Origin of the sequence: Secundilactobacillus similis DSM 23365 = JCM 2765 (assembly GCF_001311075.1) — a bacterium.
GTDB classification, from domain to species: Bacteria; Bacillota; Bacilli; order Lactobacillales; family Lactobacillaceae; genus Secundilactobacillus; species Secundilactobacillus similis.
Map to the genome: position 1 here is coordinate 46,725 of NZ_BBAD01000001.1, position 25,860 is coordinate 72,584.

Genomic DNA, 25,860 nt, shown 5'->3' on the forward strand with positions numbered 1-25,860 from the left:
TCCGTTATAACAAATTCACATTATTAAGACACCCTTAGTATAGCATAGATTATCTTAAATACCTTGATAATCAGTCAAAATTAAAATTATGATTTATCAACTGTGGATTGGTAAGGGTCTGTCAAACTCCGGATAGGTACCGGCCGTTAAAGAACACAAAACGCCATCCACTTGCGCTGAAGTGGGTGGCGTTACAGGGCTATTTAACTGTTAACGTTAAGTTATTTACCTGGTTCGTAGCTATCGTCAATAATCAGAACTGGCTTAATGGTCTTGCCTGAACGAGAATCGGCGTTGGCTTCGTTAATTTCACTGAATTTGTAGAACTTTTCGGTCTTATCGAAGTCGAACATGCCTAACTTGTAGAATTCAATCAAGCGAGGGATGTCAACTTGTGGAATTGAATCGCCCATGTTAACACCAACGACCTTCTTGTCTTCGACACACAGGTCATTCCAAGTATCCAAGTCGATGTGGTTAGGGGTAACAGCGATGGTTGCGGTGGTCCCGCCTTGTGCGAGGACGCCGATAGAATCTTCCATAACCTTGGTAACACCAGTGGTATCAACGGCCCAGTCAACACCGTAGCCGCCAGTGAGGTCTTTAACGGCCTTCACAACGTCGATGCCCTTGGAGTTGATGACGTCAGTGGCGCCTAATTCCTTGGCTAAATCCAACCGGGAATCAACGATGTCGATCCCGATAACTTTAGTACAACCTGAGATCCGGCCAGCCATCATGGCAGCCAAACCAACGGCACCAGTCCCGAAGACGGCGATGGTGTCACCAGGCTTTGGCTTCAACGTGTTCAAAACGGTCCCGGAACCAGTGACGTAGCCGCAACCCAGAGGGCCGAGTTTCCGTAAATCAAGGTCCTTGTCAACCTTGACGGCGTTCCGTTCACGAACGATCGTCGTTGAAGTAAACGAACTTTGGTCAAACATGTCAGCAACTTTCTTGCCGTTTTCAGTAAAGTGGGCGCTACCATCTGGCCGAACACCGGACAGGTTATTGGCAGCGTAGTTTTCACATTGGGTTGGAATCCCCTTCAAACAGCTCTTACAGTTACCACAAGCGTAGAAGCTCAAAACAACGTGGTCACCGGGTTGGAATTGGGTGACTTCTGGGCCAACCTTTTCAACGATCCCGGAACCTTCGTGCCCTAAAACGATAGGGTAGTCGATAACGGCATCCCCAATCCGAAGGGCTTCGTCAGAGTGGCAGATTCCACTGGCGACCATGTGTACTTGGATGTCATCGGCGCCTAATTCGGCGAGATCGACGTCCTTAATCTCAAAATCGGCATTTTGCTTTTCAACAACGGCTGCTTTAATTTTCATAAGGTTTAAACATCCTTTCATGTTTGAATTCATTGATCATTATCGCACAATCCCGAATAATTGCAAGCGGTTTCATGAATGCTGGACATGAAATTTTGGCGGTGTTAGGAATGAACTAATGTGCAGCAATTTGGACTAAAAAGGGGGGTTGTTGGACGAAGAAAAATGAATTTTGATTATTTTCAGAAATTTTTCATTTAGAAATTGAAAACATTTGCAAAAAATGCCCACAAGCCATCAACGGACTGTGGGCATTTTAGCGCACTAACACCAATCAAATCGAAGACACCAAATAAAAAATTCCCGCACACCCAATAAACACGTAAATCACGCGCCGCACCAACTCCAAATTCATCCGGTTCAACAAATGGTTCGCCAAAGTCGTCCCTAAAACGGCCCCGACCACCCCAAGCGCAATCACCGGAATCGTATCAATGGTCAGAATGTGGTTCGCCACCCGGTACAGCGTAACGTAGGTCATGTCGATCAAAAAGAAGGTCTGAATCGATGCCATGTACTCGTCTTTCGTGCGGGATAACGAGAGAAAGTACAGCGCCATTAGTGGGCCACCGATCCCAAACAAGCCGTTAAAGAACCCGGAGATTATCGTAAACACGATCACAACGGGTAATGGATAGTGCCGGTCACCAGCGGATTTATTAAGCAGAAAGTAAATCGACAGGGCGGTCAGCAAGCCACCTAACATCAGCTTCAAGACTTGAACGTCTAACAGCTTACCGATGTGAATCGAAAAGGAGGCCACGGTCGCATAAATCAAAAACGGCCAGATCAGTCGTTTGAACTGAAGCGCGTGCCGATAGCGGTGCACCATGATGCCAATCGACACCATTGGAATCAGCGCAGCTACCCCGGCACTCTGCGCCATGGGCAGGATGCTGGGGAGAAAGATCATGAGAATGATGCCAGTTCCGAAACCGGTGAGTCCCTGAACGAGACCAGCGAGTAGGGCCGGAATGATGACGAATAGCCAAGACATGGGGAAACTCCTTTTTAGTCAAACGTGGTTTTATCGAATTAGAATTGAGTACGAACAGGATAGTTATCCCGAATCAACTCAGGAATGATCACCTGATAAAGTTTGTCATTTTATTAATAATTATACCAAAGCAACCATCTTTTTAAGTGGTTGCAGTAAAATTAAAATAGTGATCGTTTTCATGAAAAAAGTGTTAGAATTAAGATGTCTAGACCAATACGACACATTGTTTAATGTTACATTGGTTGTATAACCATTAGATAAAACCGGAAAATGAAGGTAAAGGAGCAATCACTCACATGATTAAACCAATCACACAGCGTATCGGTATCCTGATTCCAGCACTTGATCCGGATCAAAACTTGGTGACGTTAATCGGGCAACTCTTGGCGACCAACCAGTTTGATCAACGAATCATCATTGTGGATGATGGGAGTGCGGATAAGCAAATTTTCCAGCAACTAGCAACCCAGTATCACGAGCGACTTCGCATCATCTATAACACTGATAATCACGGGAAGGGGACGGCGCTTAAACAAGGGTTTACGGCCTTTATCCAAGATTATCCAGAGGTTGTTGGCATCGCCACGATGGATTCAGATGGGCAACACACGGTGCCTGATCTACTCAATTGCATCGACTTATTTGCCAAACACTCGGATGATATGGTGACCGGGCAGCGGACCTTTCCGAAATCAGTGCCGCTAAGAAGTCGGTTTGGCAACCTGCTGACGAACGCACTGGTAAGAGGACTAACCGGCTTACCTATTACGGACACGCAAACTGGGCTACGGGTGATCCCAATCGCCTATGCTAAAACCGCGCTAACGTTTACCGGTCAGCGCTACGCCTTTGAGTTTGAGATGTTGTTACAAGCTAAGGCCAACCACGTCGGCATTCATGAACAGCCCATTCAAACCATTTACATCGACAACAACTCGGCCTCCCACTTCCGGGTGATTCGTGATTCGCTGTCGATTTACCTGCGCTTCATTAAATTTGCGTTGAGTGGGCTGTTGTCGTTTATCGTCGACATCGGCCTATTTGCCCTGATCGTACATATTACCACCACTTATTCACTGGACACGGTACTTTCGGCCACCATCATCGCGCGGCTGTTGTCGGCCATCGTCAACTATACGGTCAACCACCACATGGTATTTGACCGCCAAGGACACGCTACGTTGATCAAATACATCCTATTAATGTGCGTTCAAATGCTGATCTCCGGCTACGCCACGCACGCATTGAGTGTCATGGTTGCATCAGGGCACAGCTTAACGTTGATCACCACCGGTGTTAAAGTGGTGGTGGATTTCTTGCTGTTCCTGGTGAGCTATCAGGTGCAGAAACGCTGGATTTTTAAGAAGGAGTCGTCGCATCATGGGCATGAGCAGAAAGCGTAAATTCGTATACTTTATCGCCATTGGATTATCGGTGCTATACCTGCTGTGGCGGATTTTCTTCACGATTCCGTGGGGCACTAACTTACCGGTGCTGATTTTTGGGTTAGCGTTGGTGATCAGCGAAGTGGTGTCGAACCTGACTGCTACGTACTGATCATTTTTCGGTTGCTAGAATCTCAGAGTCAAGAAGACTTTATCATCCCGGATTATGATCCGACACAACCGGTGCCGCGCGTTGATATCCTCATTGTGACGCATAACGAGGACGTTGAGTTGTTGCAAAAGACGATCAACGCTGCCACCTTCATCGACTATCCTGAACCAGAAAAGGTCAACATCGTGGTCTGTGACGATGGTAACCGACCAGAAGTCGCGACCTTAGCAGCTAAATACCACGTGCAATATATTGGCATGGAAGGCAACCATGAAGCCAAATCAGGTAACATCAATCATGCTTTAGCACAGTTGGATGCGCCGTTATTTGCGTTATTTGACGCGGATATGATTCCATTTTCAGGCTTCCTGAAAGATACGGTGCCGATTTTCTTGCGGAACTTTCGGCGGTTAGAAGAAGACCCAGACCATACGAAACCACTGGGCTTTATCCAAACGCCTCAGAGTTTTTATAACGCTGATATTTTTCAATTTAACCTCTTTTCAGAAAAAATCGTGGCTAACGAACAGGACTTCTTTTCCCGGGACGTTAACATTCTAAACGGCCATAACCAAACGGCGCTGTTTACGGGGTCCAACGCAATGTTTCTCCGGAAGGCCGTTGATGAAGTTGGTGGCTTTCCAACCGACACCATCACCGAGGACTTCGAGTTGGGGTCCAAGATCAACATTGCGGGGTATTCAAGTTTCGCGACCACGCAAGCTCAGTCTAGCGGCACGACGCCGATTGATTTAAAGGGCGTGATCAAGCAACGGACGCGGTGGGCGCGGGGCGTGATTCAGAGTTGCCAAAACCTGCACATTTTTACGAACCCGAAGATTCCATTGCTTAACCGAATTATCTTGATCAACACCTACCTCTACTGGTGGTCGTTTTTGCGACGCTTGATTTACATTGCAGCACCAATCTTGTACGCGTTGTTCAAATTCCAGGTGGTGAACGCTAATTTCTGGGTGCTGATGATCGTTTGGGCACCAGGGTACTTCCTATTACACTACGTCTTAAACGATGCTTCCAGCGAAATTCGAAATGAGCGCTGGGGCGAGGTGCAAGAAACCTTCTTTGCGCCGTACCTGTTTTTCCCAGTCATTTTGGAAACGTTGCGGATCCGCGCGAAGCATTTTAAAGTCACCCAAAAGAAAGTCAGCTTTTCCATCAAGGATAAGCTTTACATCCTGCCTTACTTCTTCATGTGGTTAGTCACGCTGATTGCCATCGTGAAGTTCAACTACGGTAAGTGGGGCGCCGAAATCATGGTGGGAAGTGTCATCACGTTCTGGCTGATGATGCACTTTATCAACCTTAGTTTCTGCGTGTTCATTGCCATGGGCCGAAACGTGTACCGAAATGCCGAGCGGTTCGACCGCCACGTGGTGGGCCGAATCAAGGCAACGGGCACCGACCACTGGCTGGTGATTCACACCAACGACGTCTCGGATTCAGGTTTGTCGTTTACCACGAAGGACGTGACGCAGGTACTGAAAGACCAGCAGGCCTTCGAAGGCGTCATCTTCCACGGCAAGGTGCCAATCCACTTCACCGGCAAGATTATCCGCCTGATTCAAAACGACGCCGGCGAGGTCACGTATGGCGCAACCATCGTGATGAGAGCGCAAAAGGACCGCAACCACTACATGCAAATCATTTATGATGGCAGTAACGGCGAGTTGCCAAAGGAGCAGGATGCGTGGGTGACGCCGTTTGATGAGTTGAATATGAATTTGACGATGCGGTTGAGGACTTTGGAGAGACGGGTTAGTGTGTTCAGGAATAGAGCGTGAGGAGAAGCGGTTAGAGAGCGGAGTATAAGGCGACTTCAGCTAAAACGCCTGGGCTTTGGGCGTTTTAGCTGAAGTTGCCTTATATGCAGCTCTCTGCTTCTCCGAACGCGTTTCGGCGTGGCCGAGGGAACAAGTTGTGAAATAGTAATTTCATAGTGATTAATTCCCGGGAAATATAATTTCAAGTGGCGCCGAAAAGAACGTTGCCAGAAAGCACGTCGCCATTAATACACGGTAATAGATAAAACGCAAAACGCAAAACACAAAACAAAGTTCCACCACCCCAAAAATCAAAAAAGGAGGCCCCACCCATGTCCATCCTCGGCATCGCAATCTACATCATCAGCTTAATTGGTTTCACCGGAATGCTCCGGATGCTGGGCGTCAACCAGTACCTCTCATGGATCACGGCCATGTTGACGCAAACGCTGATCATGTATGGCTTTGCGATGATGAAGTTGCTCAACCTTGGCTTCAAAGTTGTCATCGGCTTGGGGATTGCCTTTTTCATCATTCGGATGATTCTGGTGCTGTTTAAGGGTAATCGGTTTCGGTTCAAATACGAAGGCATCCACTACTTCGATATCTGGATGGTGTTACTGGGCCTATTAATGATTCGAATCCTCTATGCTAGTCCGTTGATCCACTACGATAACTATTCCCACTGGGCGTTGATCGTTAAATTTTTGCTGTTTGAGGGGCATTTACCAGCAGCTGCGGATGCGTCACTCGTGACCTTTACGTCGTATCCGCCTGAAATGGCGTTGTATATCACCTACTTCGTAAAATTGGTCGGGTTCAGTGATGGCGCCATGATCGTGGGGCAGTTTCTGATTATTTGGTCATCGCTCTATGCGCTATTTGGCGCCATTCGAGACCGCACGCGGGGCTTGATGTCGTTCATGCTTTGCTTTGTGATCGCGGTGACTAACGTGTTTAACATTGCGATTCGGATGAATAATCTGCTGGTGGATTACGTCTTGCCAGTATTAGCGGCAGCGGGGATTATCGGGATTTACGTTTACCGAAAAGAGCCGGTTCGGCAATGCCTGCATACGATGTTGTTTGCGAGTGCCCTGTTGCTGATCAAGAACTCAGGTGGCTTTTACGTGGCCATTTTATCTGGCTTCCTGCTGTATCAACTGGTTGTGAACCAGCGTGGCCATTGGTGGAAGCGGGTGCCGGTTGCGATTTTTGGAACGGCGCTTTCGGCTGGTGTCGGCTTTCTGCCGTTTTACTGGTGGGATAACCACGTTAAAACGGTATTTACCACGGTGTCCAAGCACCAAATCAGTACCAAGGCTTACTCGCATCAATTGGCGAGTGAGGGTGGCAAAGTCGTTGCTAAAATCGGGCACAAATTCTTAGAAGCGATTTTTAGCGGTAACTCATTGTCGACTAAGGGTGTGTTGTTGATCAACATCACGTTACTAGTCGCTTGGCTGGCAATCCGGTTCATCAGTCACAAGCATAACAATTTGCTGAAAACGCTGATTGCCATCGACTTTGTGTTCGTCAGCTACTACATCAGTTTATTCGCGATGTACGTGGTGTCGATGCCGTACGCGGAAGCGATTGTTCTGGACGGTTTCGAGCGCTACATGTCTAGTATGGTGATCTTGAACCTGTTAGTTGGGGTCGTTGCAATGGCGATTGCCATGGACCGCGCGTTTATGGAACAGCGAATTGAAAAACGCAGTATCCGTTCGTTCCAGTCGATCATTTCGAAGAACGTGTACCAAATCTCGGCCTTTGTGCTGATGATTTTCTCCGTGATTATGATGTTCTCAGAAATCAACGGGATTCAGTACAACAACTCGATTGGTGAAAATGAGTTACCAGTTCAAATGACCCGCATCGCGCACCAGAGCTACCAGGATAACCATGTGAAAATTCTACTGGTGGATCCGCATCCCACTGACGTTGATAATTATTTCGCGGGTTATGTTGGCCGCTACTACTTCTTTTCGGATAAGGTGATCGGCCAAGAGAACTTTGATATGCCGGCAAAGCAGTTCCATACGACACTCAATCAGTACCAGTATGTCGCCATTCCGGAGTGGCACCGGACCTTTACCGTGATGGTGGGGAAGGTTTATCACCAACACTTTAAGACCGGGCTGTACCGGGTGACGCCGAATAAGTTGGTTAAGGTGTCTCGAATAGCAGTTAAATAACATAAAAAATGACTCTGGATTTAAAATCGAAGTGCAACACTTAGTAAAATATTTTAAGATGACAGCAAAAAACACCAACCAATAAGGTCAGTAACTGACTTCTTGATTGATGTTAATGATGCTATTTTGGGTGCCGTAGCCGGTACTTTTTTCGTTCGTTTAGCCACAATATCCAGAGGTCGATGACGACGTTAATAAAAATAAGCACACCGGTTAGGAGACTTAGCCATAACGGGTGATAGAATATCGTAACGATCATCAGAACGAACGTTGCGATACTAAAAGGGCCAATTCGGCGATTCCAGGTGGCATATGGTTCAATCAAAACCCGTGGTGTTTTTTGCGGTGCTTTCAATTCAATTTCCCCCAATTGCGAGCTGTTCGAAATGATAAAACGTTCGCAATTTTAGGGTACACGCTTTTCACGGCAGTCACAAGTTTAGAAATACTAATCTAATCATATTATAACTAAACGTTAAGCTGCTGCCAGCGGTAGTTATACCAAGCAATAACCCATTGCGTCAAATTAAACCGTGCATTCATCATATTTCCGGGGTTATAATGATACTGATATCAAAAAATGAACCGGAAAGGTGGTGGCGGCGACCCGTGCCTCTTCATATTATAATCATGTCGTACTTTTCATCGTTGATTGCTAACGTGATCGTGATGTTGGGTGCGATTTCAATTTTTGTATGGCTAAAAGAAGATACGACGAACACGTGGATTCGGCGCCATCGCAACGCCATCATGGTAGTGGGCGGCATCTTATTCATGCTGTTTGTTCAATCGGAATCGTGGACAAATGCCCACCTTTCAACCGTCATGATGGGCTTTCACTGGACGTACCTTAACCTCGAAATGATCGCACTTTATAATTTCACGCTTCAGACACGAACGCGGTGGCAACTGCTGAGCACCCTTGGGTTAACAACGATGTGGTTCGTTTACAATACCAAAACTTATACGGCAAATGCGATTTTATTTTACGCCCTCGTCATAGTGGTCGAAATCGCCATCTTTGCGGGCTCGCGGAAAATTCTGCATAGTGGTTGGCTGTATTTTGGCGGTCTATGGTTGCTGGCAGCCTCGGCCTTTAAGCTAACCACGGTTATTTACGCCCACCAAGATCTGCTAAGCTGGGTACGTCAGATTAGCGCACTGTTGATTTTGCAACTGGGGTGCTTCCTTTATGGCCAGTCACTACTGTCAAAAATTGCGTCAACGGAGCGCAAGGCGCGGTTTGATGAACTGACGGGGATTCATAACTTCGCCACGTTTAACCAAGATTTGGAACAACTATTTGACGACTTTAAACAAAACGGGCACGCCTACGCCATCTACTGCATGGACATTGACTGGTTCAAGCGGATCAACGATACCTATGGTCACGTGGCCGGCAACGATGTGTTGCGGGCGGTGGCGCAGTGCTTGAGCCGAGAAGTTGAGTCTGTCGAGTATGAAGCCGTGGTTTACCGAACCGGTGGCGAAGAATTTACCGTGATCTTGAAAAACGTCATTACGGACCCCAAGCGGGCCGCCGAAGTCTCGTTGCAGTTGCAGCGGGCGGTTCGAAAGTTGCGGTTCGACTTTGCGCCCGAAATGGAAGTCCATATTTCCATCGGGCAGGAGCGGGTCGTTCCCAGCGATACCAGTTATCTAGAAACCTATAAGCGGGCGGATAAATACCTCTATACATCAAAGCGGAGCGGTCGCAACCGAATTACGGTTCGGGGCGAAACGTTGGCCGAAGATATTTAGGTTATTCCCCGGGAAATTAAGACAAAGATTAGGTCGTGCCCAACGCAAGGTTGAGCGCGATTTTTTTGTCTGTTATGCTGGGAGTAACGAGAATGAGGGGAATGAAAATCGATGAGCGCCATTGCACAACAACTGAAAGCAGCCCGCAAGCAGACGGGGTATTCTCAAAGTGAGGTGGCGACGATTCTGCACGTCACGCGCCAGTCGATTTCAAAGTGGGAAACCGGGCGGAGCTATCCGGATATTGATAATTTAATTCAACTGAGCGACTTGTATCACGTGTCGGTGGATGCGCTGGTTCGAGCAGACCATGAGGAGGCGCCTAAAGCTGATCAACCGCAACCTGAACGGTATCAGAACCGAGATGAGGGGTTATTACTGTTGGTGCTGACGCTGGCGTCTGGGTTGATTGCGCCAGTTGGAATCCTGATGCCAATTTATACGATGTGGCGAAATACCAAGTATAACAGTCTCCATAAACTGATTTATGTGATTGGGGTTGTGGTGATGCTGGTGAGTTTGTGGGGGACTTACGTCATGGTGTCGGATAATTTTGGGCCGACGGAGACGACAGTTTATCGGGTGAAGTAGGGAGGCGCTTTACTGTTCTCTAGCTGAAACGAGTTCCAAAAGGCAGAGAGCTGCATGTAAGGCCGACAAGGTAAAAGCCCAGACCCATGGCTTTCACCTTGTCGGCCTTACACACCGCTCTCTAACCGCCTTTTTCCACTCTCTGCAACGTTTCCTTTCCCCCACGCACGCAATAGTTGCTAGTGTATTTCCGCCAACCGGCTTACACTAAAAGAGTTCTGATAGGGGGAAATTCGCATGCAACTGAAACGACAGCAACACACCCAACCTAAAGTCTCAGCAACAACGCCACCCGCGACGCTTAATTGGGTTGGCGGGTTGCTGACCGTCTTGTTAACCGGCGTAGTCGTGGGGACGACATTACCTTGGTTAGCGCAACGGTTTAGTTTTACGGGCCCCGTGACCGGGTTGACGGGATTGATTCTAGCGGCACTCATTGGCATGGGCTTGCTAGCTGGATTCAAGCATGTCGATGGATTGGTGGTACACGTTAGGAGTCGTCAGCAATGAGGATTAGTCGATTGTGGGCACCACGGACACGACCGTGGTGGCTAGCGTTAGGAATTATTACTTCAGGGATTTATGCCATGGGACTCAGTGACCAGATCCTAGTTAAGCTGGGACTTTGGTTACTGTTTGGGGGCATTAATGTCCTTGCGGTGATGTTAGGGTTCAAATACCCGAAGATTTTGGACAGTGGACAAATGGGCAACTTCGGTGAAATGTTCGGCTACATGTTGGTCGATGCGTTTGTTGCCGTCGTTTATTTCCTAGGTAATACTCACTTGACCGGAATTGCCAAAGTAATCTGGCAGATCGGTAAGTGGGGCTGTTGCTTTGGCGGACTGATTTTAGTGATGGTACTGTTAACGTTATGGTATAATCGACGACATTGAAAGAGTGGTTCAAGCGAGTTCTAGCAAGGGTTAGAGCGAGGTTGAATCACTCTTTTTGCATGAAAACTTAATAATAAAATTAAAAATAAATAACAAAACGTCTTGACAATTCTCACTAAAATAACTAATATGAGTGTCAATCAAACAGAACACGCAATGAGAAAGTTGAGTAGGCGTGGTGGACCTGTCAGTGAGCTTCGATTAGTGAGAAGAAGTGAGGTTGCCACGGTGAACATCCCTTTCGAGCGATGTACCGAATTTAAGTAACGTACATTGGTGGCACCCATTATCGTGCTAGCGTATCGCCTGTGGGCCGTACGTGAAGAGGTCATATCAGTGATGGTATGACAATGTAAGGTGGTACCGTGCAATTAAATTAACTGCACCTTTAGTTCGATGTCGAACTGGGGGTGCAGTTTTTGTTTTCTAATGGATGCACACCACTCAACCAACTATTGCGAGTCAGGAAAGGAAGTGAGGGCTTTGGAAGATCAGATTGGTCCGATTCAGATTAGTCAGCATCAGAGAAACGTTAACTTTATGGGGGTAACAAAATATGGAACAATTACACGATTTAAATCCAAAGCCGTTATCGGTCAAACAGTATCTGGTCGTCAGCTCAATGCTTTTCGGACTCTTCTTCGGGGCTGGTAACTTAATTTTTCCAATTCACTTGGGGCAGTTAGCGGGCGCCACTGGGGTCTCGCAACGGTTGGTTTTTTGGTCACTGCGGTGGTTTTGCCATTATTGTCAGTTTTAGCCGTTAGTGTCACACATTCAAAAGGGGTCTATGATATCGGTAAACCACTGGGTCCGGTATTTGCCCTGGCCTTCATGGTCTTGATCCACGCTACGATTGGCCCGCTCTTCGGGACACCCCGGACCGCGACGATTCCATTCTCAGTTGGGGTTCAACCACTTTTGCCAGCTAACCTCGCTCATGTCGGCTTGCTGGTCTTCTCAGCCTTGTTCTTCGGCGCCGCATTCTTAGTCAGCTACCGTGAATCCAACATCATGAGTAGTGTGGGCAAGGTGCTCAATCCATTATTCTTGTTGATGCTTTTCGGGGTGTTCGCCCTCGGGTTCTCATCACCAATGGGCAACGCAGCGCACCAGAGTGTCACCGCGGCTTACCAACACGCTTCATTCTTCAACGGTTTCTTGCAAGGCTACAATACCATGGACGCTTGGCCGGGTTGGCCTTCGGGGTCACGGTCGTTACCGCTGTGAATCAACTTGGCAAGACAACGCCTAAGAGCAATGCGAAAGTCACTGCGCGTGCTGGGGTGTTGGCAACCGGGATGATCGGGGTCATCTACGTTGCTTGATCTACTTAGGGGCCACGACGTTAGGTCACTACAAGGTTTCCGCTGATGGCGGGGTCGCCTTCAACCAATTAGTGACCTATTACCTGGGTAATTTAGGTCACGCGCTGTTAGCCACGTTGTTGACGGTCACTTGTTTAACGACGGCCGTTGGTTTAGTTGCCGCTTTCGCCCAAGATTTCCACAAACACTTCAGTCGGGTCAGTTACCGGCAATGGTTAGGGTTCATGTGCTTGGCGTCATTCTTGACCGCTAACTTCGGTTTGGATACGATCATCTCATGGTCAACACCAATGTTGATGTTCCTCTACCCATTCGCGATGGTCTTGATCCTGCTGTCGATCACGTCACCACTCTTCAAACGGGACCCAGTTGTTTACGCCTTCGTGGTGGTCTTCACTGCTGTTCCAGCCTTATTGGACATGGTGGCTGCCTTCCCAGCCGTTGTCAGTCAGAGTGCCTTTGGGAAAGCTTTAGGTGCCTTTCAACAAAGCTACCTGCCATTCGCCAGTCTCGGTATGGACTGGGTCGTCCCAGCCGTTGTTGGTCTGGTATTAGGCTTGGGGGTCCACGTTTTACGCCCAGCCTTCGCTGGTCAACGGGTCTCAACCCGCGGCTAGGTTGATCGAATCATCTAAATAAATCGTTAAGAAATCACCCGCAACTCCAGTTTAACGCTGACTTTGCGGGTGGTTTTGCTATAATGAAGCTCATAGGACAGGAGGACGACAATGACAATTTTAGCAATCATTCTAGACATCGTTGCATTCGGTGGCTATCTCTTTCAAGTAGGTAACGGGGGCACAACGGTTTACGTGATGGGCTTGGTGTTGCAAGTCATTGTCACGTTGGTCTTGATTCGGTTCTGTTTCCGCTTTGGTGGCCAACGGCATCGGAATCCGTGGATCTTTGGCTGGTTCGTGGCCACGTTCCGGTATGGGGTGATCCTGATTTCCACCGCCATTAATGCGCTGGTGCTGGTGATGTACGTGATGAACATCCTCGGGATCAATAACGTCATTTTCGCGAACTTGTGATGACGTGGGAGCGCTGGGGTTATTTTTCAAAATAATTGAAATCGAAACGCACTTTTTCTTACCAAAAGGTGTATTTTTCTTATCGTAACGATAAAAATACAAATTGCTATGTTTTAACGTGTCATCCGATTTACTGGGAAGCAAACCAGTGCTGTACGGAATTTATATAGAATAAACTAATTCTACTCATAATAGATATATTAATCACGTTCCGGAAAAGCATGGTATACTCGCAATGTAAGCGTTTTACACGGTGCTTGTTGACCACCAAGACCAACCTCCGGGAACACGATTTCCGCACGGTATTTTCCAATGATTAAAACTTCCTTTTTGGTAAAACTGGCTGCTGGCTTTTTCGACTACGGTTACCGGTTGTTTGGTCTGGTGGGGGATGGGCATGCTGTTAAACGCTGAATCCCAGTAATTAAGGGATCTTTCATAGTTGCCTAAGATGCAACCAGTACGATGCAATTAAGGACAACAACCTAAAAAGTAGCTCACTGCAACCCAATTAATGGGTACAGTGAACTACTTTTTAGTGCGTTATGATTCGGGGTCTACCAGTCGTTCCGGCGCGCGAAGCACGAAGTGGCCGATCAGTGATAGCACGAGGAAGCCAACGGCCACCCAGCACACGCCGGCCCATTGGGCAACGCTCCAAGCCCAAGTGGCGAACATCGTGCCCAGTGAACCGCCTAAGAAGTAGCTGAACATGAAGACGGAATTGTTGCGGCTACTTTGCTGGCGGTTGAGGGACTGAACGATAGCTTGGTTGGACACCTGACTGAACTGGGTCCCGAGATCAAGCAAGACGATGCCAATAATCAGGCCCAACATCCAGTGGCCAATGAGCCAGAAAATCAAGAAACCTAGACTAGAGAAGCCAATGGATAAGCCCAGCGTTAGCCGGGGTGAACGGTGATCGACTAAGTTGCCGATCATTGGTGCGGCTAAGACCCCGGCGATGCCCAGAAGACCCAGTAACCCAGCCACGTTACTGCCCAAGTGGTATTGGTCAGCGAGGTAGAAGCTAAGGTTGACCACAGCACATTGGAGACGCCGAACATGCAAAAGCCGTTGAGGGACGCGCCTGCAAGGGTTGTTGGCTGGTCAGCAGGTGGGGCAACGAGCGAATGACCTTGATGTAATTCAGTTGCTGGTGGCCACGTGCGTCCCGAGGCATTTGCCAGTGGACGACTGCTAGGAGCAGTAAGTCTAGGACGGCCGCAATCAGGTAGATGGCTTGCCATGGGACGAGGCTGCCCAGTAAGCCGCTGAATGAGCGGGAGAGCAAGATCCCGGTTAAGAGGCCGCTCAAGACGGTGCCCAGCACCTTGCCCCGTTGCAGGGACGGCGCTAAGAAGCCGGCGTACGGGATGATGATTTGAGGCGCCACTGAGGTGATGCCAATCAGCGTCGTGGCTACCGCGAACACGGCGGCATTTGGCGCTAAGAAGGCCACTAATAACGAGATGATCGACAGGCCCATCATGAACTGAATCAGGTGGTACCGGTCGAAAATGTCACCTAGTGGGACGATCAGTAGCAGCCCAAAGGCGTATCCCAACTGGGTCAGCATGGCGAGGACGCCCACCGCGGCCTTCGAAAGTTGAAAGTCAGTGGCAATTAAGCCTTCGATGGGTTGAATAAAGTTTAAGTTAGCAACGATAACGCCGGTAGTGACCGCCATCAAAAGGACGGTGCGGCGTGAAATTGAGACTGGTTCTGACATGGAGAGTCGGACACTTCCTTCATTTAGATTAGTGCGTGGTAAGGTCCGTCCCGCGAAACGGGTTTTCCGTTCGCATGATCAGCCAGTGAAAGCGTTGATGATCCACGAAAATCCCTCCTAATTGATGTGTTATGGCTCACGCAGCGTCAAGCCGACGCCTGCGAAAATCAACAGGCAGCCGACGACAAAGCTGACGTGCAGCGCCTCGCCCAGTACGAGCCAGCCCAACAAACTGCCAACGAGGGGCTGGAAAAAGAAGAAGAGTCCGGACTGACTGGCACGTAAATACTGCAGGCCCTTATTCCAGAGCACGAAGGCCACGGCGGTTGAGATGATGCCGAGGTACAGAATGCCGGCACCAACTTTGGGGGTAGTGAGCACCGCCCAGTTGAAGTGCGGGTAGCCGATGAAAATCATCGGGGTTAAACCAATCAACGCAACGGCAGTGCCAACGGTGGTTACTTGGAGCGCTGGGTAGCGCGCGGGCACCTTCTTCAGCAAGACGGACATCAGGGCCCAGGTCAGGGCGGCAATCGTCAGTGAACCGACGCCGAGTAGCTGTTGCGGTTTCACGTGAAAGCCGCCACCGGCCAGTACCACGCCAGTCGTAGCGCTGGTAACGGCAAGTAGTTGCTGCCAGCTGAGCTTTTCTCTGAGCAACCAAGCGGCGAATAGCGTCATGAACGCTGGGGTCGTTGCGGTGACAATCGAGCCAATTTGCGCGTTAGCCAGCATGGTTCCGGTTTCTTGAAAGACGATACTAGCGAGTTGCCCAATCAGGCCGATGCCGATGAGTAATGGCCAATCCCGTTTAGCGATGTGCCAGTCGACCTTTTGTTGTAAGCAAAATAGCACCAAGGCGATAATGGCGATCAAATACCGCGACCACACCAGAATCATCGGCGGCACGCTGGGCACAACGATTTTCACCACCACAAACATCCCGCCCCAGATACTAGCGGCGATGGTGAGGTAGAGGCTGCCCTTGAGTTTATCGTGGGCGGATTGAGACGCTGATTTTAAATTTTGAGACATTGTAAGTCACTCCGTTATTTTAGTATAGGCAAACTGGTTAGGCCTAACAGAGCGATGACGGCCGTGTTAGGCGATTAGCTACGGATGGCACGTCGTTTTCGAATTGGGTTGCAAATAACATGTGATAGCCTCCTTGCGATAAGTTCAATAGGGACTATTATACGGCATTTTTTAACTGATTTCACAGGCTTTCAGGAGGCTGGGTCACTGCTAAGCGCTTTCTTCTTCGAAAAATTTGGCGTAAGATAACTGCGAGGTGATAAATGATGAAATTAGCAATGTTACATAACCGCCCATTTGTGATTGAGGGCGAAACCACTGGTCGAATGATCAAGAACGCCGCAACGATTCTGGAAGCGCTGGAGGTCAAAGCGACTTGGCAGTTGGGTGAGATTCAACCCTACACGATGGCCGAACTGGACGCGCCGATTCAAACGCCCCAGCAGATCTTTGCGGTGGGGATGAACTACCGGGATCACTCGGCGGAGATCCACATTGAGTTGCCGAAAGCGCCAAGTATTTTTACTAAATTCAGCAGTTCGATTGCAGCGCCGGTGGTGGACGTTAAGGCTCACGGTCCGCAAACCGACTGGGAGACTGAAATCGTGGCGGTCGTTGGCCAAACTGGCCGTGACATTGCGACTGAAGACGCCATGAACTACGTGGCTGGTGTGATGGTCGGTGAAGACCTCTCCGACCGGGAAGTTCAATTCCAAAACGCCAAGCCCCAGTTTTCAATGGGCAAATCCTTTGAAAACTACGCGCCAATCGGTCCGTGGCTGACAACCGTGGACGAGTTGGGTAACCTAGACGACGAAGTCATTACCACCAAGGTCAACGGGGCCGTGATGCAGGAAGCCCCGTTGAGTCAGATGATCTTCAAGATTCCAGAACTGGTGCACTACCTCTCGACCGTGGTTGAACTCCGACCAGGCGACTTGATCTTCACTGGGACGCCAAGCGGGACTGGTGTCGGGCACGAACCACAGATTTTCTTGAAGCCCGGCGATGAGTTGACGGGTGAGATTACGCATCTGGGGCAGTTGCGGATGACGATTAAATAAAAGAGCGGGCCAAAACTCGGTTAGGTTTCAGAATATAAAAAGTACAAATAACCGTAGATTCCTGATTTTGGAATCTGCGGTTATTTGTGCTTATATGGTCGGGGTCTGAGTTTTGGATAGATAACAGTCTCGAATAGAAATAAAATTTTTAATTTATTTTGAGTTAAGAAGTGGGGTCGATCCTGACCAATCTAAAACTTTTTAAGCCTTTTGAGCTGACCATATCACTTATATGCTGTTAGTTTTCTTCGAATCGATATGCTACGATGAGCTTATTAAAACGTGAAGGACGGGTGTTGGTCACGGCCAACTGGAGAGGAATTCTAATATGACATCAACGTTAGGTGCTCGGTTAAAAACTGCTCGAAAGCAGGCGCAACTGTCTCAAATTGAAGCTGCTAAACTGATGAATGTTTCTCGGCAATCGTTCTCAAAATGGGAAAATGACTACAATTATCCGGATCTTGATAATTTGGTTAATTTAAGCGAGCTGTATCAGGTGTCATTAGATGATTTGCTGAAAGGCGGCGCAGACGGTAGTGAGTCAATTAGCTAACTTTTTGTTTAGTGTGAAAAAGTCGACTGCCTTCAATGAAGGTCGCACCATAAAGCAATGTCAGGATGATTAACGTACCGATAAGTAATACCCAACACCCATGCTGCCACGAAATGGCGGTATTAGTTAGCGTGACCGCCGTTTTTCCCGACACGATATCGGCAATGCTGAAATAAGTCATTGGTAACCAATCCGCAATCGGCGCTAATGGTGCGAGTAGCGTGGTTAGTACGTTGATTCCCGGTAGTAATAATAGCGAGACAAAAACGGTCGGCAGTGGTTTGCGAAGACCTTTAGCCACTAAGTTAACTATAGCTACGATAAAGCCAATACTAAGCACTTCAAGCAGAACGATTGGGCCAATGCCGCTACCTTGTTGGTGATAGGTGATGCCATGGTGATGCATTTCCCAGGGATAGGCGACTGAGCCAACACCAGAAATGATAGTTGCGGTTATCAACGAGAGACCGAATACAACGCCGGCACTAATCAGGGCGACTAACCAGCTACTGAAGAAGGTTTGGCTAGTTAACATTGCCCGGGAAATTGGCAGCAGGGATGACTGATCAACACCTGCGTTGTAGGCCTTAGTTGCCAATTGAGCACAAATTAAGATGATCATTGATGTGATGAGAATTGGCGCTATCCAAGTTGCCAGCCAAAGGGTAAAGCCGATTCCAGTGGTTGGGTAGGCGGCTGATACTTCGGGTGTGTTGAGCTTAGCTAAAGCGGTATACCAGTTGTTTTCTTGAATTAGACCGGCTCTAAGTGTGCTGTCATGATTACCGCTAGCCTGTCGATCATTTTGAATGAGTGTTTGGTTTTGGCTGATTCGGAGATGATATGCGGCGGCCCACTTGTGTTGATTTAAAAGCGTGATAATCCGCTGATTGGTTTTGATATCGGTTTGCTGGGCCTGAATGGCTGATTTATTGGTTGAGGTCGAGGATTGTTGCATCGACTTTAGTTGTTTAGTTTGAAAGGTGAGTTGATGTTGAACGTTAGACCGGAGTGTATCACGTTGTCGATTTTGAAAATTAAAACCAAAACAACTTAAACTGATGAGTAAGACGATTAGCGTTATCAGGCCGGTGACGGGATCTTTATAGGTTGATTTAACGAGAAATTTAGAATAGCTCATGCTGGTAGAACCGCCATTGTTTGATTTTTGAGTTCGAGAATTTGGTCGGCAATTGGTGCGATTTCGTTGCGGTAATGGGAAGTTAGGAGGATACATTTAGCTACCGATAACGTTTGGAGACGATCCAATAGTTTTTGACGACTGTTATCGTCGAGGCCGTTACTGATTTCGTCCATGAATAAGTAGCTGGCATCGCTGATGATGTACATTGCGATGAGTAGTTTTTGTTTCATGCCAAGCGAATATTTCTTTATCGGTAGTTTGATGTAATCGGTCATTTGCCAATAGCGGATTTCCTCGGCGATGTTAACTTGCGACTGCCAGAGTTGTTTAACGAGTTTGAGATAATCCATTCCCGCCATATTTGGGTCAAACCAGTTTGATGATTCGTAATAAAAGACCCGCTGTTTTTGTTGCGTGAATGGTTGCTCATCAAACGTGACGGTGCCTTGGTCGATTGGGGTTAGGTTGACGAGTGCCCTAAAAAGGTGGTTTTGCCAGAACCATTAACTGCGGTGATCAAGTAGAGCTGCCCTAACTGAAATTGATGACTGAGATTTTGGAGAATGGGTTGGCGGGTTGAGAGGGTGAGGTTTTGGATACTTAACATGGTGACCTCCTCGTGAATTTATCCTAAGTGTAACCTGAGTTCGTAGTTGAAAAAAGAACGGGTTAGTTGACATATTGAACAACAAAAAAGCGGTACCGCCATTCTTCTGCAAGAATGCAACGGCACCGCTTTAAGTCTAATTAATCTTCATCATCGTCGTCATCATCAACTTCAACGAGCCCTTCCCAAGCGCTCTTGCCAAGCACAGCTTGGAGTTGTTGAATCGCGTAGTTGTTGGTACCCAGAAGCTTGGTGAGGGTGGCGGCCAAGGCTGGTCGGTCTTCCTTTTCAGCTAACTTAATTGCCCGGGTAATAAACAGGTTTTGGGTGTTGAAATCGTGAGCGGTGATGTCGACGATTTCGCTGGCGCTGAGGTACTTGTTGCGACCGTCTTCACTCAGCATCTTGTAGTTGTTGTATTCTTCAGTGGTCGAAGGTGGTAGTTCGTTTTCGTCCAAGAGGGCGTCAGCGACCATGTCGTAGTCGTGACGGGCTTGGTCGATGAATTGGTCGTAGAGTGGCTTAACGGCGGCACCTTCGAAGCCCTTTAAGAACCACTTGGCTTGGTGTAACTTAACGTCGTGGATTCGTAAGTTGGCAACGATGTGACCGGTCATGGCCCCGGCGGTTGGGGTGTGGTGGTCGATGTCGGCTTGTTTAACTTCTGCTTGGTATTTGGCTTCAATCGCTTCTGATGTCATGGATGTGATCCTCCTAGAAAGTGAGTTTGATGTTTGGGGAAAATGCTTGGTGAGGGCTGCTTGCTTGAGTTTTTGAGAAATCGGGCGCGGCACTTCAGTAACGGAGTTAGGCGGTGACTTGGTCCTTGACCTTGATCTTCTTAACTTCGTAACCTAACTTGTCAACGACTTGAGCGAGTTCGTCGGCTGAGACTTGACTGTCATCGAAGTCGGCCTTGACCTTGCTGGCGTTAAAGAGGACTTGGACCTTTTCAACCCCGGCCGTATGTGAAACGGCACTTTCGATTTTAGTCATACATGATGCAGGTGAGACCGTCTAAGGTTAAGATTGCACGTTTTGTCATAATTGAATTCCTCCTGTTGTTTGAGTTACGTATGGTTCTATTGTAGCGAGCTTGGCTGAATTTGAACTTGACGCATATCAAGTTGGTGAAACTTTTTTAACTTAAAGCGTGAGATGACTTACCTTGCAGCTGTGGGGTGACCTTCAAGTTGCCGTAGCGAATCAGACGCATTGCGTTGAAGATGACGACCAGGATGCTGGCTTCGTGGACGAACATCCCGCTGGCCATGTAGATGAAGCCGAGGATCAAGCCGAGCAACAAGAAGAGGACGACGCCAATGGCGATAACGATGTTTTCCTTGGTGTTGCGAACGGTCTTCTTAGAAAGGGCGTAGGCGTGAACCAACGCTTCAAAACTAGATTGCATCAGACAACGTCGGAAGTTTCGATGGCAACGTCGGTCCCACTCCCCATAGCGATCCCAATTTGAGCCGTCGCAATGGCGGGGCTATCGTTGATACCATCGCCGACAAAGGCAACCGTACGACCGTCAGCCTTGAACTGTTTGATGTACTCGACCTTTTGTTCTGGTAGGAGTTCGGCGTGAACTTCGTCGATGCCAACTTGTTCGGCAACGTACTGGGCGGTGATGTGGTTGTCACCGGTTAACATAACCAAGTGCTTAGCACCGTGGTCGCGGAGGGCTTGGAGTTGGGCTTTAACTTCGGGACGGATGACGTCTGAGATGCCTAAGGTTAAGGCGAGGACGTTGTCAACGGCCACCATGATGACGGAGCTGCCAGTCGCTTGAACGCTGGCGAGGTCGCTTGATTGGGCAGCGGTCAATTGCACGTTGTTGGCTTGCATGAGTTTCAGGTTCCCAACGAGGACGTGGTGTTGGTCGATGTCGGCCACGAGGCCTTGACCCTTGACCGTATCGTTATCAGTGACGTTGAGTTGTTCAAAACTGAGGTCCTTACCGTTGACGTAGTCGATCACGGCTTTGCCAAGTGGGTGATCGGAGAGGCGTTCTGCCCGGGCAACTAAGGCGAGGGCGGTGTCAGCGTTGTCAGTGTAAGTCTTAACGGCGGAAACGGCGGTGTTCCCTAAGGTCAACGTCCCGGTCTTATCAAAGACGAAGGTATCGACTTTAGCGAAGTCGTTCATGACCGCGCCACCCTTCAACAGGATGCCGCGCTTGGCGCCGTTACCGATGCCGGCAACGTTAGAAACTGGGGCGCCGATAACCAAGGCGCCGGGGCAACCAAGAACCAGAACAGTGATGGCCGTTGAGAAGTTCCGGGTAAAGATGTAAACCAGCGCTGCGATAACTAAGACGGCTGGGGTGTAGTACTGAGCGAATTTGTCGATGAAGGATTCTGCTGGTGACTTGGCGTCTTGGGCGTCTTCCACGAGTTCGATGATCTTACCAAAGGTGGTGTCTTCACCAACTTTGGTGGCTTCGACAGTGACGGTCCCGTTTCCAAGGATGGAGCCGGAGAACACATCGTCACCTTGATGTTTAGCAACTGGCTTAGATTCACCAGTGATGACGGCTTCGTCCAAATACCCGGAGCCGCTGACGATTTTGCCATCAACTGGCACTGAGGCGCCGGTCTTAACGAGCACGTGGTCGCCTTCGTCAACGTCGTCGATGTCAACTTCTTCTTGGCTGCCGTCTTCGTTGACGAGGATGGCGGTGGCTGGGGCCATTTCCGTTAAGGATTTGATGGATTCACGGGTCTTGCTGAGGGTCCGTTGTTCCAGGTAACTCCCAAAGAGAAACAGGAAGGTGACGATGGCGGATTCATTGTACTCACCGATGATGAAGGCGCCGATAACAGCGATGCTGACCAGTAATTCGATGCTGATGACTTTCACCCGAAGTGCTTGGTAAGCGTGGATCATAATTGGCACTGCGGCGATAATTGAAGCGAGGATAAACGACCAGTCGTAAACGATGGTTGAGTGAAGGACAAACTTTGCGAAAAATCCGAGGGCAATTAAAATGGCACTAGCGAGCGTGATGTGGGTTTGGTGTTGTTGGATAAAACGTTGGATTTTCATGTTGAACCGCTCCTTTATTGATTGATTGACTATAGTTTAAGCGGTTTCTGGTAGAAACGAATTGACGGGTGTCAAGTTGGGAGAAGAAAAGCCATCTTTTTAGAAATGAATTGAGATACTCAGTCACGTTAATCGGCTGAAAGCCTTGATATGACGGTGAAAATAACGATTCACGATTTCCAATCATTCACCTTGACGTTCGCCAGTAATTCCCCGAAAATAGAGACTGAGATAGATAAGTTAGGGGAAAATCATGGTTAAACAAGACAAACAAGCAACACCCCGCGGAGCGCAGCCTGCGGTCACGGTACGACGGGAAGCCGTGCCAACCGATGGCGAAGTGACGGTGAAGATGACCTTGCCTGCGCGGGTTGTCGATCAACTGAAGGTGTCAGCGGGCGACACGGTTAAATTAGAACTCCGGAATCACAACGTGTTACTGCAGAGTGCGGATAGTGAACGGTCGCTGTTTCAGCGAATCTCACTTTGGTGGTACCTTGCGCCGGGACTGTTCTGCAGTATCCTGTTCAACATCTTTTTTGCGGTGAAAAATCAGAACCAGATCCCGCTGTCTGGTGAGACGTCCTTAGCTACAACGGTGATTTTGATGGGTGTCATTATGGGAACGATTTTATTCGGCATCTTCTTTATTCGTGAGCGGCGTAATCAGACCAAACGCCTTCTCAAAAAACGTTTATTGGCGAAATTTTCCGGTCGTGATTTTATCCTTTGCGCTTATTTTAGGGATTGCCTGATGGGTGTTTTTTGGCTATTTAACGCCATTTTTAACGGCGCGACTTTTGACCGGTTAACGGCGACGATTATCTTCTTTGTGTTCGAAACGATGATCAACTACGTCATGATCTTTGCGGCGTTTTCGCTGTCTTCGCGAACGCTGATTCGGCTGTTTACCGCGGTGATCGTTGGCGGGGTCGTTATCTCGATGGCGACCAATAGCTCGCGGCGCTGGTGGCAGTATAACCTAAGTTTTCTCGGGACGCATTTGGCGCAAAATAGCTGGCAGTTTAATATGACCTTGATGTTTTCGGCGTTGTTGATGGTGGCGCTGACCGACTACATTTTCGTCTCATTGGCGGCGATTTATCCTCGTTCGCTGCGGTTGTTGACGTTGCGGATCGTGATTACGCTGATGGCCGTTGATCTTGGCGCGGTGGGGTTCTTTCCGAATAACCAGCGTTTTCACTTCCTGCATGATCAGGTGGCGGGATTCTTGGTTTACTTCATTATTGGACTGATTGTTGGCATTCGCTGGTTGTTGCCCGGCATCAGTAAGGAATTTTTGCGGATGTCTTACACCGTTGGCGCTATTTTGGTGGTGGCGGATGTGTTGTTTCAGTTCGTGGGGTATTTGTCGCTTACGGCCTTTGAAATCATCGGCTTTGCGTTGGCCTTTGGCTGGGTCATCGTCCTGTTTCAGTTGTTACAGGAGCTGATCGATCAGGGGACCCGGTTGTTTGAGGTTGAAGTGGAATAATTAATAGGCGTCTAGAGCAATTGAGTAAAAGCTCATGCTTGCATGTTATAAAACATAACATGCAAGCATGAGCTTTTTTATTTTCAAAATTGGCATAAATGCTGAAAAAACAATGGATTGACAAATTGGTATAGGTAATCAGCAGCTGACATCGACCCTGTTTTACCTAAAATAACCTTGATTAATTTACTTAATGGTCTATTATTTCTAACAAGATGTTATATTATCTAACGTCTAATTAACGAATAGGGGCGATTGTATGCGCATTGAACAGGATTGTATTGGTCGATTAGCAATAGATGATCAGGCCTTGTATGGTATCAACAGTGTTCGGGCGGCTCAAAACTTTCCGATTTCAACCGAGAAACTAAATCCGCTATTGATCGAAAGTTTGGTTCAAATCAAAAAGGCCGCCGCTCAAGTTAATCGCGAAGCCGGGACGTTATCACTGGCAAAAGCCAACGCCATCATCGCGGCTTGCAATCAGTTATTACTTGGCCAACACGCTGACGCATTCATTGCGCCGGCGATTCAAGGCAGCGCAGGGACTTCAGCGAATATGAACGTCAATGAAGTGGTCGCCCACTTGGCTGAACGGTTGAACCCGGGTGTTAAAGTGCACCCAAATGATGACGTTAACCAATCACAATCAACGAACGACACGTTTCCAACCGCTGGCAAAATGGCAATGTTAAAAAAGCTGCCGGCGTTGATCAAGAGTGTTGAACTGCTGCGAACGGCCTTGCAAGATCGGGCTACTACATTTGATGACGTCATTAAAGTGGGACGAACGCAACTACAGGATGCCGTTCCCACTACGTATGGTCGTACTTTTCGTGCTTATCACACGATGTTTACTCGAGATTTGGAGCGATTGAAAGCTGCTAAAGCTGGCCTAGAGGTTGTCAACCTTGGTGCAACAGCGATTGGGACGGGCGTTAACGCTACCGCACAATACCAAGATACAATCGTTCCGGCGGTTAATGCCATTTCACGACTCAGTCTTACGCAGGCAACGGATCTCGTTGATGCAACTCAAAACTGCGATGCCGAGGTCGTCTTCTCTGGGACGTTAAAAGCACTGGCAGTGGATCTTTCTAAGTTTAGCAATGATCTTCGACTGTTAGCGAGTGGTCCGCAAGCTGGGTTGGGTGAACTGCATTTACCCGCGCAACAGGCTGGTTCGTCAATCATGCCGGCCAAGGTTAACCCGGTGATTCCAGAGGTTGTGAACCAGGTGGCCTTTGAGGTGATCGGTAACGATACAACGGTGACGTTGGCTGCTGAGGCTGGGCAGCTGGAGTTGAATGCATTTGAACCCATTATGTTTCGGGATATTTTAGCAAGCGAAACGTATCTGGAACGCGCAATCAGTACGTTGGCAACGCGGTGTGTATCGGGGATTGAGGTTGATCGAGAACGCTGTGCAACTGAAGTCGATCGTTCTGCCATAACCGCAACGCTGCTGTCACCATACTTGGGTTACGCTAAAACCACGGCCATCGTTAAACGAGCGGTGCGTGAAAATTGCTCGGTTCGTAGTTTATTGCTGCACGAACAGCTTATGGCACCGGAATTGGTTGATAGCTTGTTATCACCGGCAAGTCTCACGGGTAGTAGAAAACCAACTGATTCGGCACACGTTTCTGGTCGGTAACCCTTGATTGACAACATTCGACTTGGAGGTCAT

General features: G+C 48.4%; 21 protein-coding genes and 4 pseudogenes. 15 read left to right on the forward strand and 10 right to left on the reverse strand.

All coding sequences use genetic code 11. From position 1 onward, the window contains the following. Nucleotides 1-221: 221 nt before the first annotated feature. The gene (locus tag JCM2765_RS00220) at nt 222-1,340 is read right to left on the reverse strand and encodes an NAD(P)-dependent alcohol dehydrogenase (RefSeq protein ID WP_054732319.1); all 1,119 of its coding nucleotides are present in this window, start codon (nt 1,338-1,340) and stop codon (nt 222-224) included. A gap of 274 nt (nt 1,341-1,614) precedes the next feature. Then, on the reverse strand, nt 1,615-2,337 hold the full coding sequence (locus JCM2765_RS00225) for a sulfite exporter TauE/SafE family protein (RefSeq protein ID WP_054732322.1): 723 nt from the start codon (nt 2,335-2,337) through the stop codon (nt 1,615-1,617). 299 nt (nt 2,338-2,636) lie between these two features. On the opposite strand from JCM2765_RS00225, the gene JCM2765_RS00230 reads away from it, so the two are divergent. The 11 genes and pseudogenes from JCM2765_RS00230 to JCM2765_RS00275 all read left to right on the forward strand — a co-directional run bounded on the left by JCM2765_RS00230 (nt 2,637) and on the right by JCM2765_RS00275 (nt 13,486). Beyond that, the gene (locus tag JCM2765_RS00230) at nt 2,637-3,743 is read left to right on the forward strand and encodes a bifunctional glycosyltransferase family 2/GtrA family protein (RefSeq protein ID WP_054732325.1); all 1,107 of its coding nucleotides are present in this window, start codon (nt 2,637-2,639) and stop codon (nt 3,741-3,743) included. After that, nucleotides 3,721-3,897, forward strand: coding sequence for a hypothetical protein (locus tag JCM2765_RS17700; protein WP_225351898.1), 177 nt, complete (start codon nt 3,721-3,723; stop codon nt 3,895-3,897). The genes JCM2765_RS00230 and JCM2765_RS17700 overlap by 23 nt, the downstream gene beginning before the upstream one ends. An 11-nt stretch (nt 3,898-3,908) precedes the next feature. Continuing rightward, entirely contained in the window at nt 3,909-5,699 is a 1,791-nt protein-coding gene (locus tag JCM2765_RS00235) for a glycosyltransferase family 2 protein (RefSeq protein ID WP_225351899.1), read from the forward strand. A gap of 311 nt (nt 5,700-6,010) precedes the next feature. Next, entirely contained in the window at nt 6,011-7,876 is a 1,866-nt protein-coding gene (locus JCM2765_RS00240) for an ABC transporter permease (protein WP_054732326.1), read from the forward strand. A gap of 609 nt (nt 7,877-8,485) precedes the next feature. After that, entirely contained in the window at nt 8,486-9,637 is a 1,152-nt protein-coding gene (locus JCM2765_RS00250) for a GGDEF domain-containing protein (RefSeq protein ID WP_162231376.1), read from the forward strand. A gap of 111 nt (nt 9,638-9,748) precedes the next feature. Then, nucleotides 9,749-10,228 carry a helix-turn-helix domain-containing protein gene (locus tag JCM2765_RS00255; protein WP_054732334.1) on the forward strand — a complete coding sequence of 160 codons (480 nt, stop codon included), beginning with the start codon at nt 9,749-9,751 and terminating at the stop codon, nt 10,226-10,228. Between the two features lie 237 nt (nt 10,229-10,465). Continuing rightward, the gene (locus tag JCM2765_RS00260; RefSeq protein WP_054732338.1) at nt 10,466-10,738 is read left to right on the forward strand and encodes a hypothetical protein; all 273 of its coding nucleotides are present in this window, start codon (nt 10,466-10,468) and stop codon (nt 10,736-10,738) included. Beyond that, on the forward strand, nt 10,735-11,124 hold the full coding sequence (locus JCM2765_RS00265) for a hypothetical protein (RefSeq protein ID WP_054732341.1): 390 nt from the start codon (nt 10,735-10,737) through the stop codon (nt 11,122-11,124). Before JCM2765_RS00260 ends, JCM2765_RS00265 begins: the two co-directional genes overlap by 4 nt. 622 nt (nt 11,125-11,746) lie before the next feature. Beyond that, a pseudogene (locus JCM2765_RS18575) lies at nt 11,747-12,452 on the forward strand (branched-chain amino acid transport system II carrier protein). Then, a complete protein-coding gene (locus JCM2765_RS18580) occupies nt 12,449-13,069 on the forward strand; it encodes a branched-chain amino acid transport system II carrier protein (RefSeq protein WP_263849269.1) in 621 nt (206 codons plus the stop codon). Before JCM2765_RS18575 ends, JCM2765_RS18580 begins: the two are co-directional and overlap by 4 nt. Nucleotides 13,070-13,180: 111 nt before the next feature. Continuing rightward, complete coding sequence (locus tag JCM2765_RS00275; protein WP_054732344.1) at nt 13,181-13,486, forward strand: hypothetical protein; 306 nt, start codon at nt 13,181-13,183, stop codon at nt 13,484-13,486. Between the two features lie 543 nt (nt 13,487-14,029). Here JCM2765_RS00275 and JCM2765_RS00280 read toward each other — a convergent pair. Both JCM2765_RS00280 and JCM2765_RS00285 read right to left on the reverse strand, forming a co-directional pair. Next, nucleotides 14,030-15,218 (reverse strand): annotated as a pseudogene (locus JCM2765_RS00280) (MFS transporter). A gap of 129 nt (nt 15,219-15,347) precedes the next feature. Continuing rightward, nucleotides 15,348-16,253: a DMT family transporter gene (locus tag JCM2765_RS00285; protein WP_054732347.1), complete on the reverse strand. Its 906-nt coding sequence runs from the start codon at nt 16,251-16,253 to the stop codon at nt 15,348-15,350. A 266-nt stretch (nt 16,254-16,519) separates the two neighbouring features. Here JCM2765_RS00285 and JCM2765_RS00290 point away from each other — a divergent pair, with 266 nt between their 5' ends. Both JCM2765_RS00290 and JCM2765_RS00295 read left to right on the forward strand, forming a co-directional pair. Continuing rightward, a complete protein-coding gene (locus JCM2765_RS00290; protein ID WP_054732350.1) occupies nt 16,520-17,317 on the forward strand; it encodes a fumarylacetoacetate hydrolase family protein in 798 nt (265 codons plus the stop codon). Nucleotides 17,318-17,645: 328 nt separating this feature from the next. Further along, entirely contained in the window at nt 17,646-17,873 is a 228-nt protein-coding gene (locus JCM2765_RS00295; protein ID WP_054732353.1) for a helix-turn-helix domain-containing protein, read from the forward strand. Here JCM2765_RS00295 and JCM2765_RS00300 read toward each other — a convergent pair. The 6 genes and pseudogenes from JCM2765_RS00300 to JCM2765_RS00320 all read right to left on the reverse strand — a co-directional run bounded on the left by JCM2765_RS00300 (nt 17,866) and on the right by JCM2765_RS00320 (nt 22,675). Further along, nucleotides 17,866-19,014: a hypothetical protein gene (locus JCM2765_RS00300; protein WP_054732356.1), complete on the reverse strand. Its 1,149-nt coding sequence runs from the start codon at nt 19,012-19,014 to the stop codon at nt 17,866-17,868. The genes JCM2765_RS00295 and JCM2765_RS00300 overlap by 8 nt on opposite strands. Then, a complete protein-coding gene (locus JCM2765_RS00305) occupies nt 19,011-19,472 on the reverse strand; it encodes an ATP-binding cassette domain-containing protein (protein ID WP_225351906.1) in 462 nt (153 codons plus the stop codon). Before JCM2765_RS00305 ends, JCM2765_RS00300 begins: the two co-directional genes overlap by 4 nt. Nucleotides 19,473-19,477: 5 nt before the next feature. Continuing rightward, nucleotides 19,478-19,624, reverse strand: a complete 147-nt coding sequence (locus JCM2765_RS17705; protein WP_225351900.1) for an ATP-binding cassette domain-containing protein — start codon at nt 19,622-19,624, stop codon at nt 19,478-19,480. 140 nt (nt 19,625-19,764) lie between these two features. Further along, nucleotides 19,765-20,325 (reverse strand): ferritin-like domain-containing protein, encoded by a 561-nt coding sequence (locus tag JCM2765_RS00310; protein WP_054732359.1) that lies wholly within the window; start codon nt 20,323-20,325, stop codon nt 19,765-19,767. Nucleotides 20,326-20,431: 106 nt separating this feature from the next. Continuing rightward, nucleotides 20,432-20,669 (reverse strand): annotated as a pseudogene (locus tag JCM2765_RS00315) (heavy-metal-associated domain-containing protein). Nucleotides 20,670-20,765: 96 nt separating this feature from the next. Then, nucleotides 20,766-22,675, reverse strand: a pseudogene (locus JCM2765_RS00320) (heavy metal translocating P-type ATPase). A gap of 253 nt (nt 22,676-22,928) precedes the next feature. Here JCM2765_RS00320 and JCM2765_RS00325 point away from each other — a divergent pair. Together JCM2765_RS00325 and JCM2765_RS00330 are read left to right on the forward strand one after the other, a co-directional pair. Beyond that, nucleotides 22,929-24,170 carry a DUF998 domain-containing protein gene (locus tag JCM2765_RS00325; RefSeq protein ID WP_225351901.1) on the forward strand — a complete coding sequence of 414 codons (1,242 nt, stop codon included), beginning with the start codon at nt 22,929-22,931 and terminating at the stop codon, nt 24,168-24,170. A gap of 259 nt (nt 24,171-24,429) precedes the next feature. Beyond that, the gene (locus JCM2765_RS00330) at nt 24,430-25,827 is read left to right on the forward strand and encodes an aspartate ammonia-lyase (RefSeq protein WP_054732363.1); all 1,398 of its coding nucleotides are present in this window, start codon (nt 24,430-24,432) and stop codon (nt 25,825-25,827) included. Nucleotides 25,828-25,860: the final 33 nt, after the last annotated feature.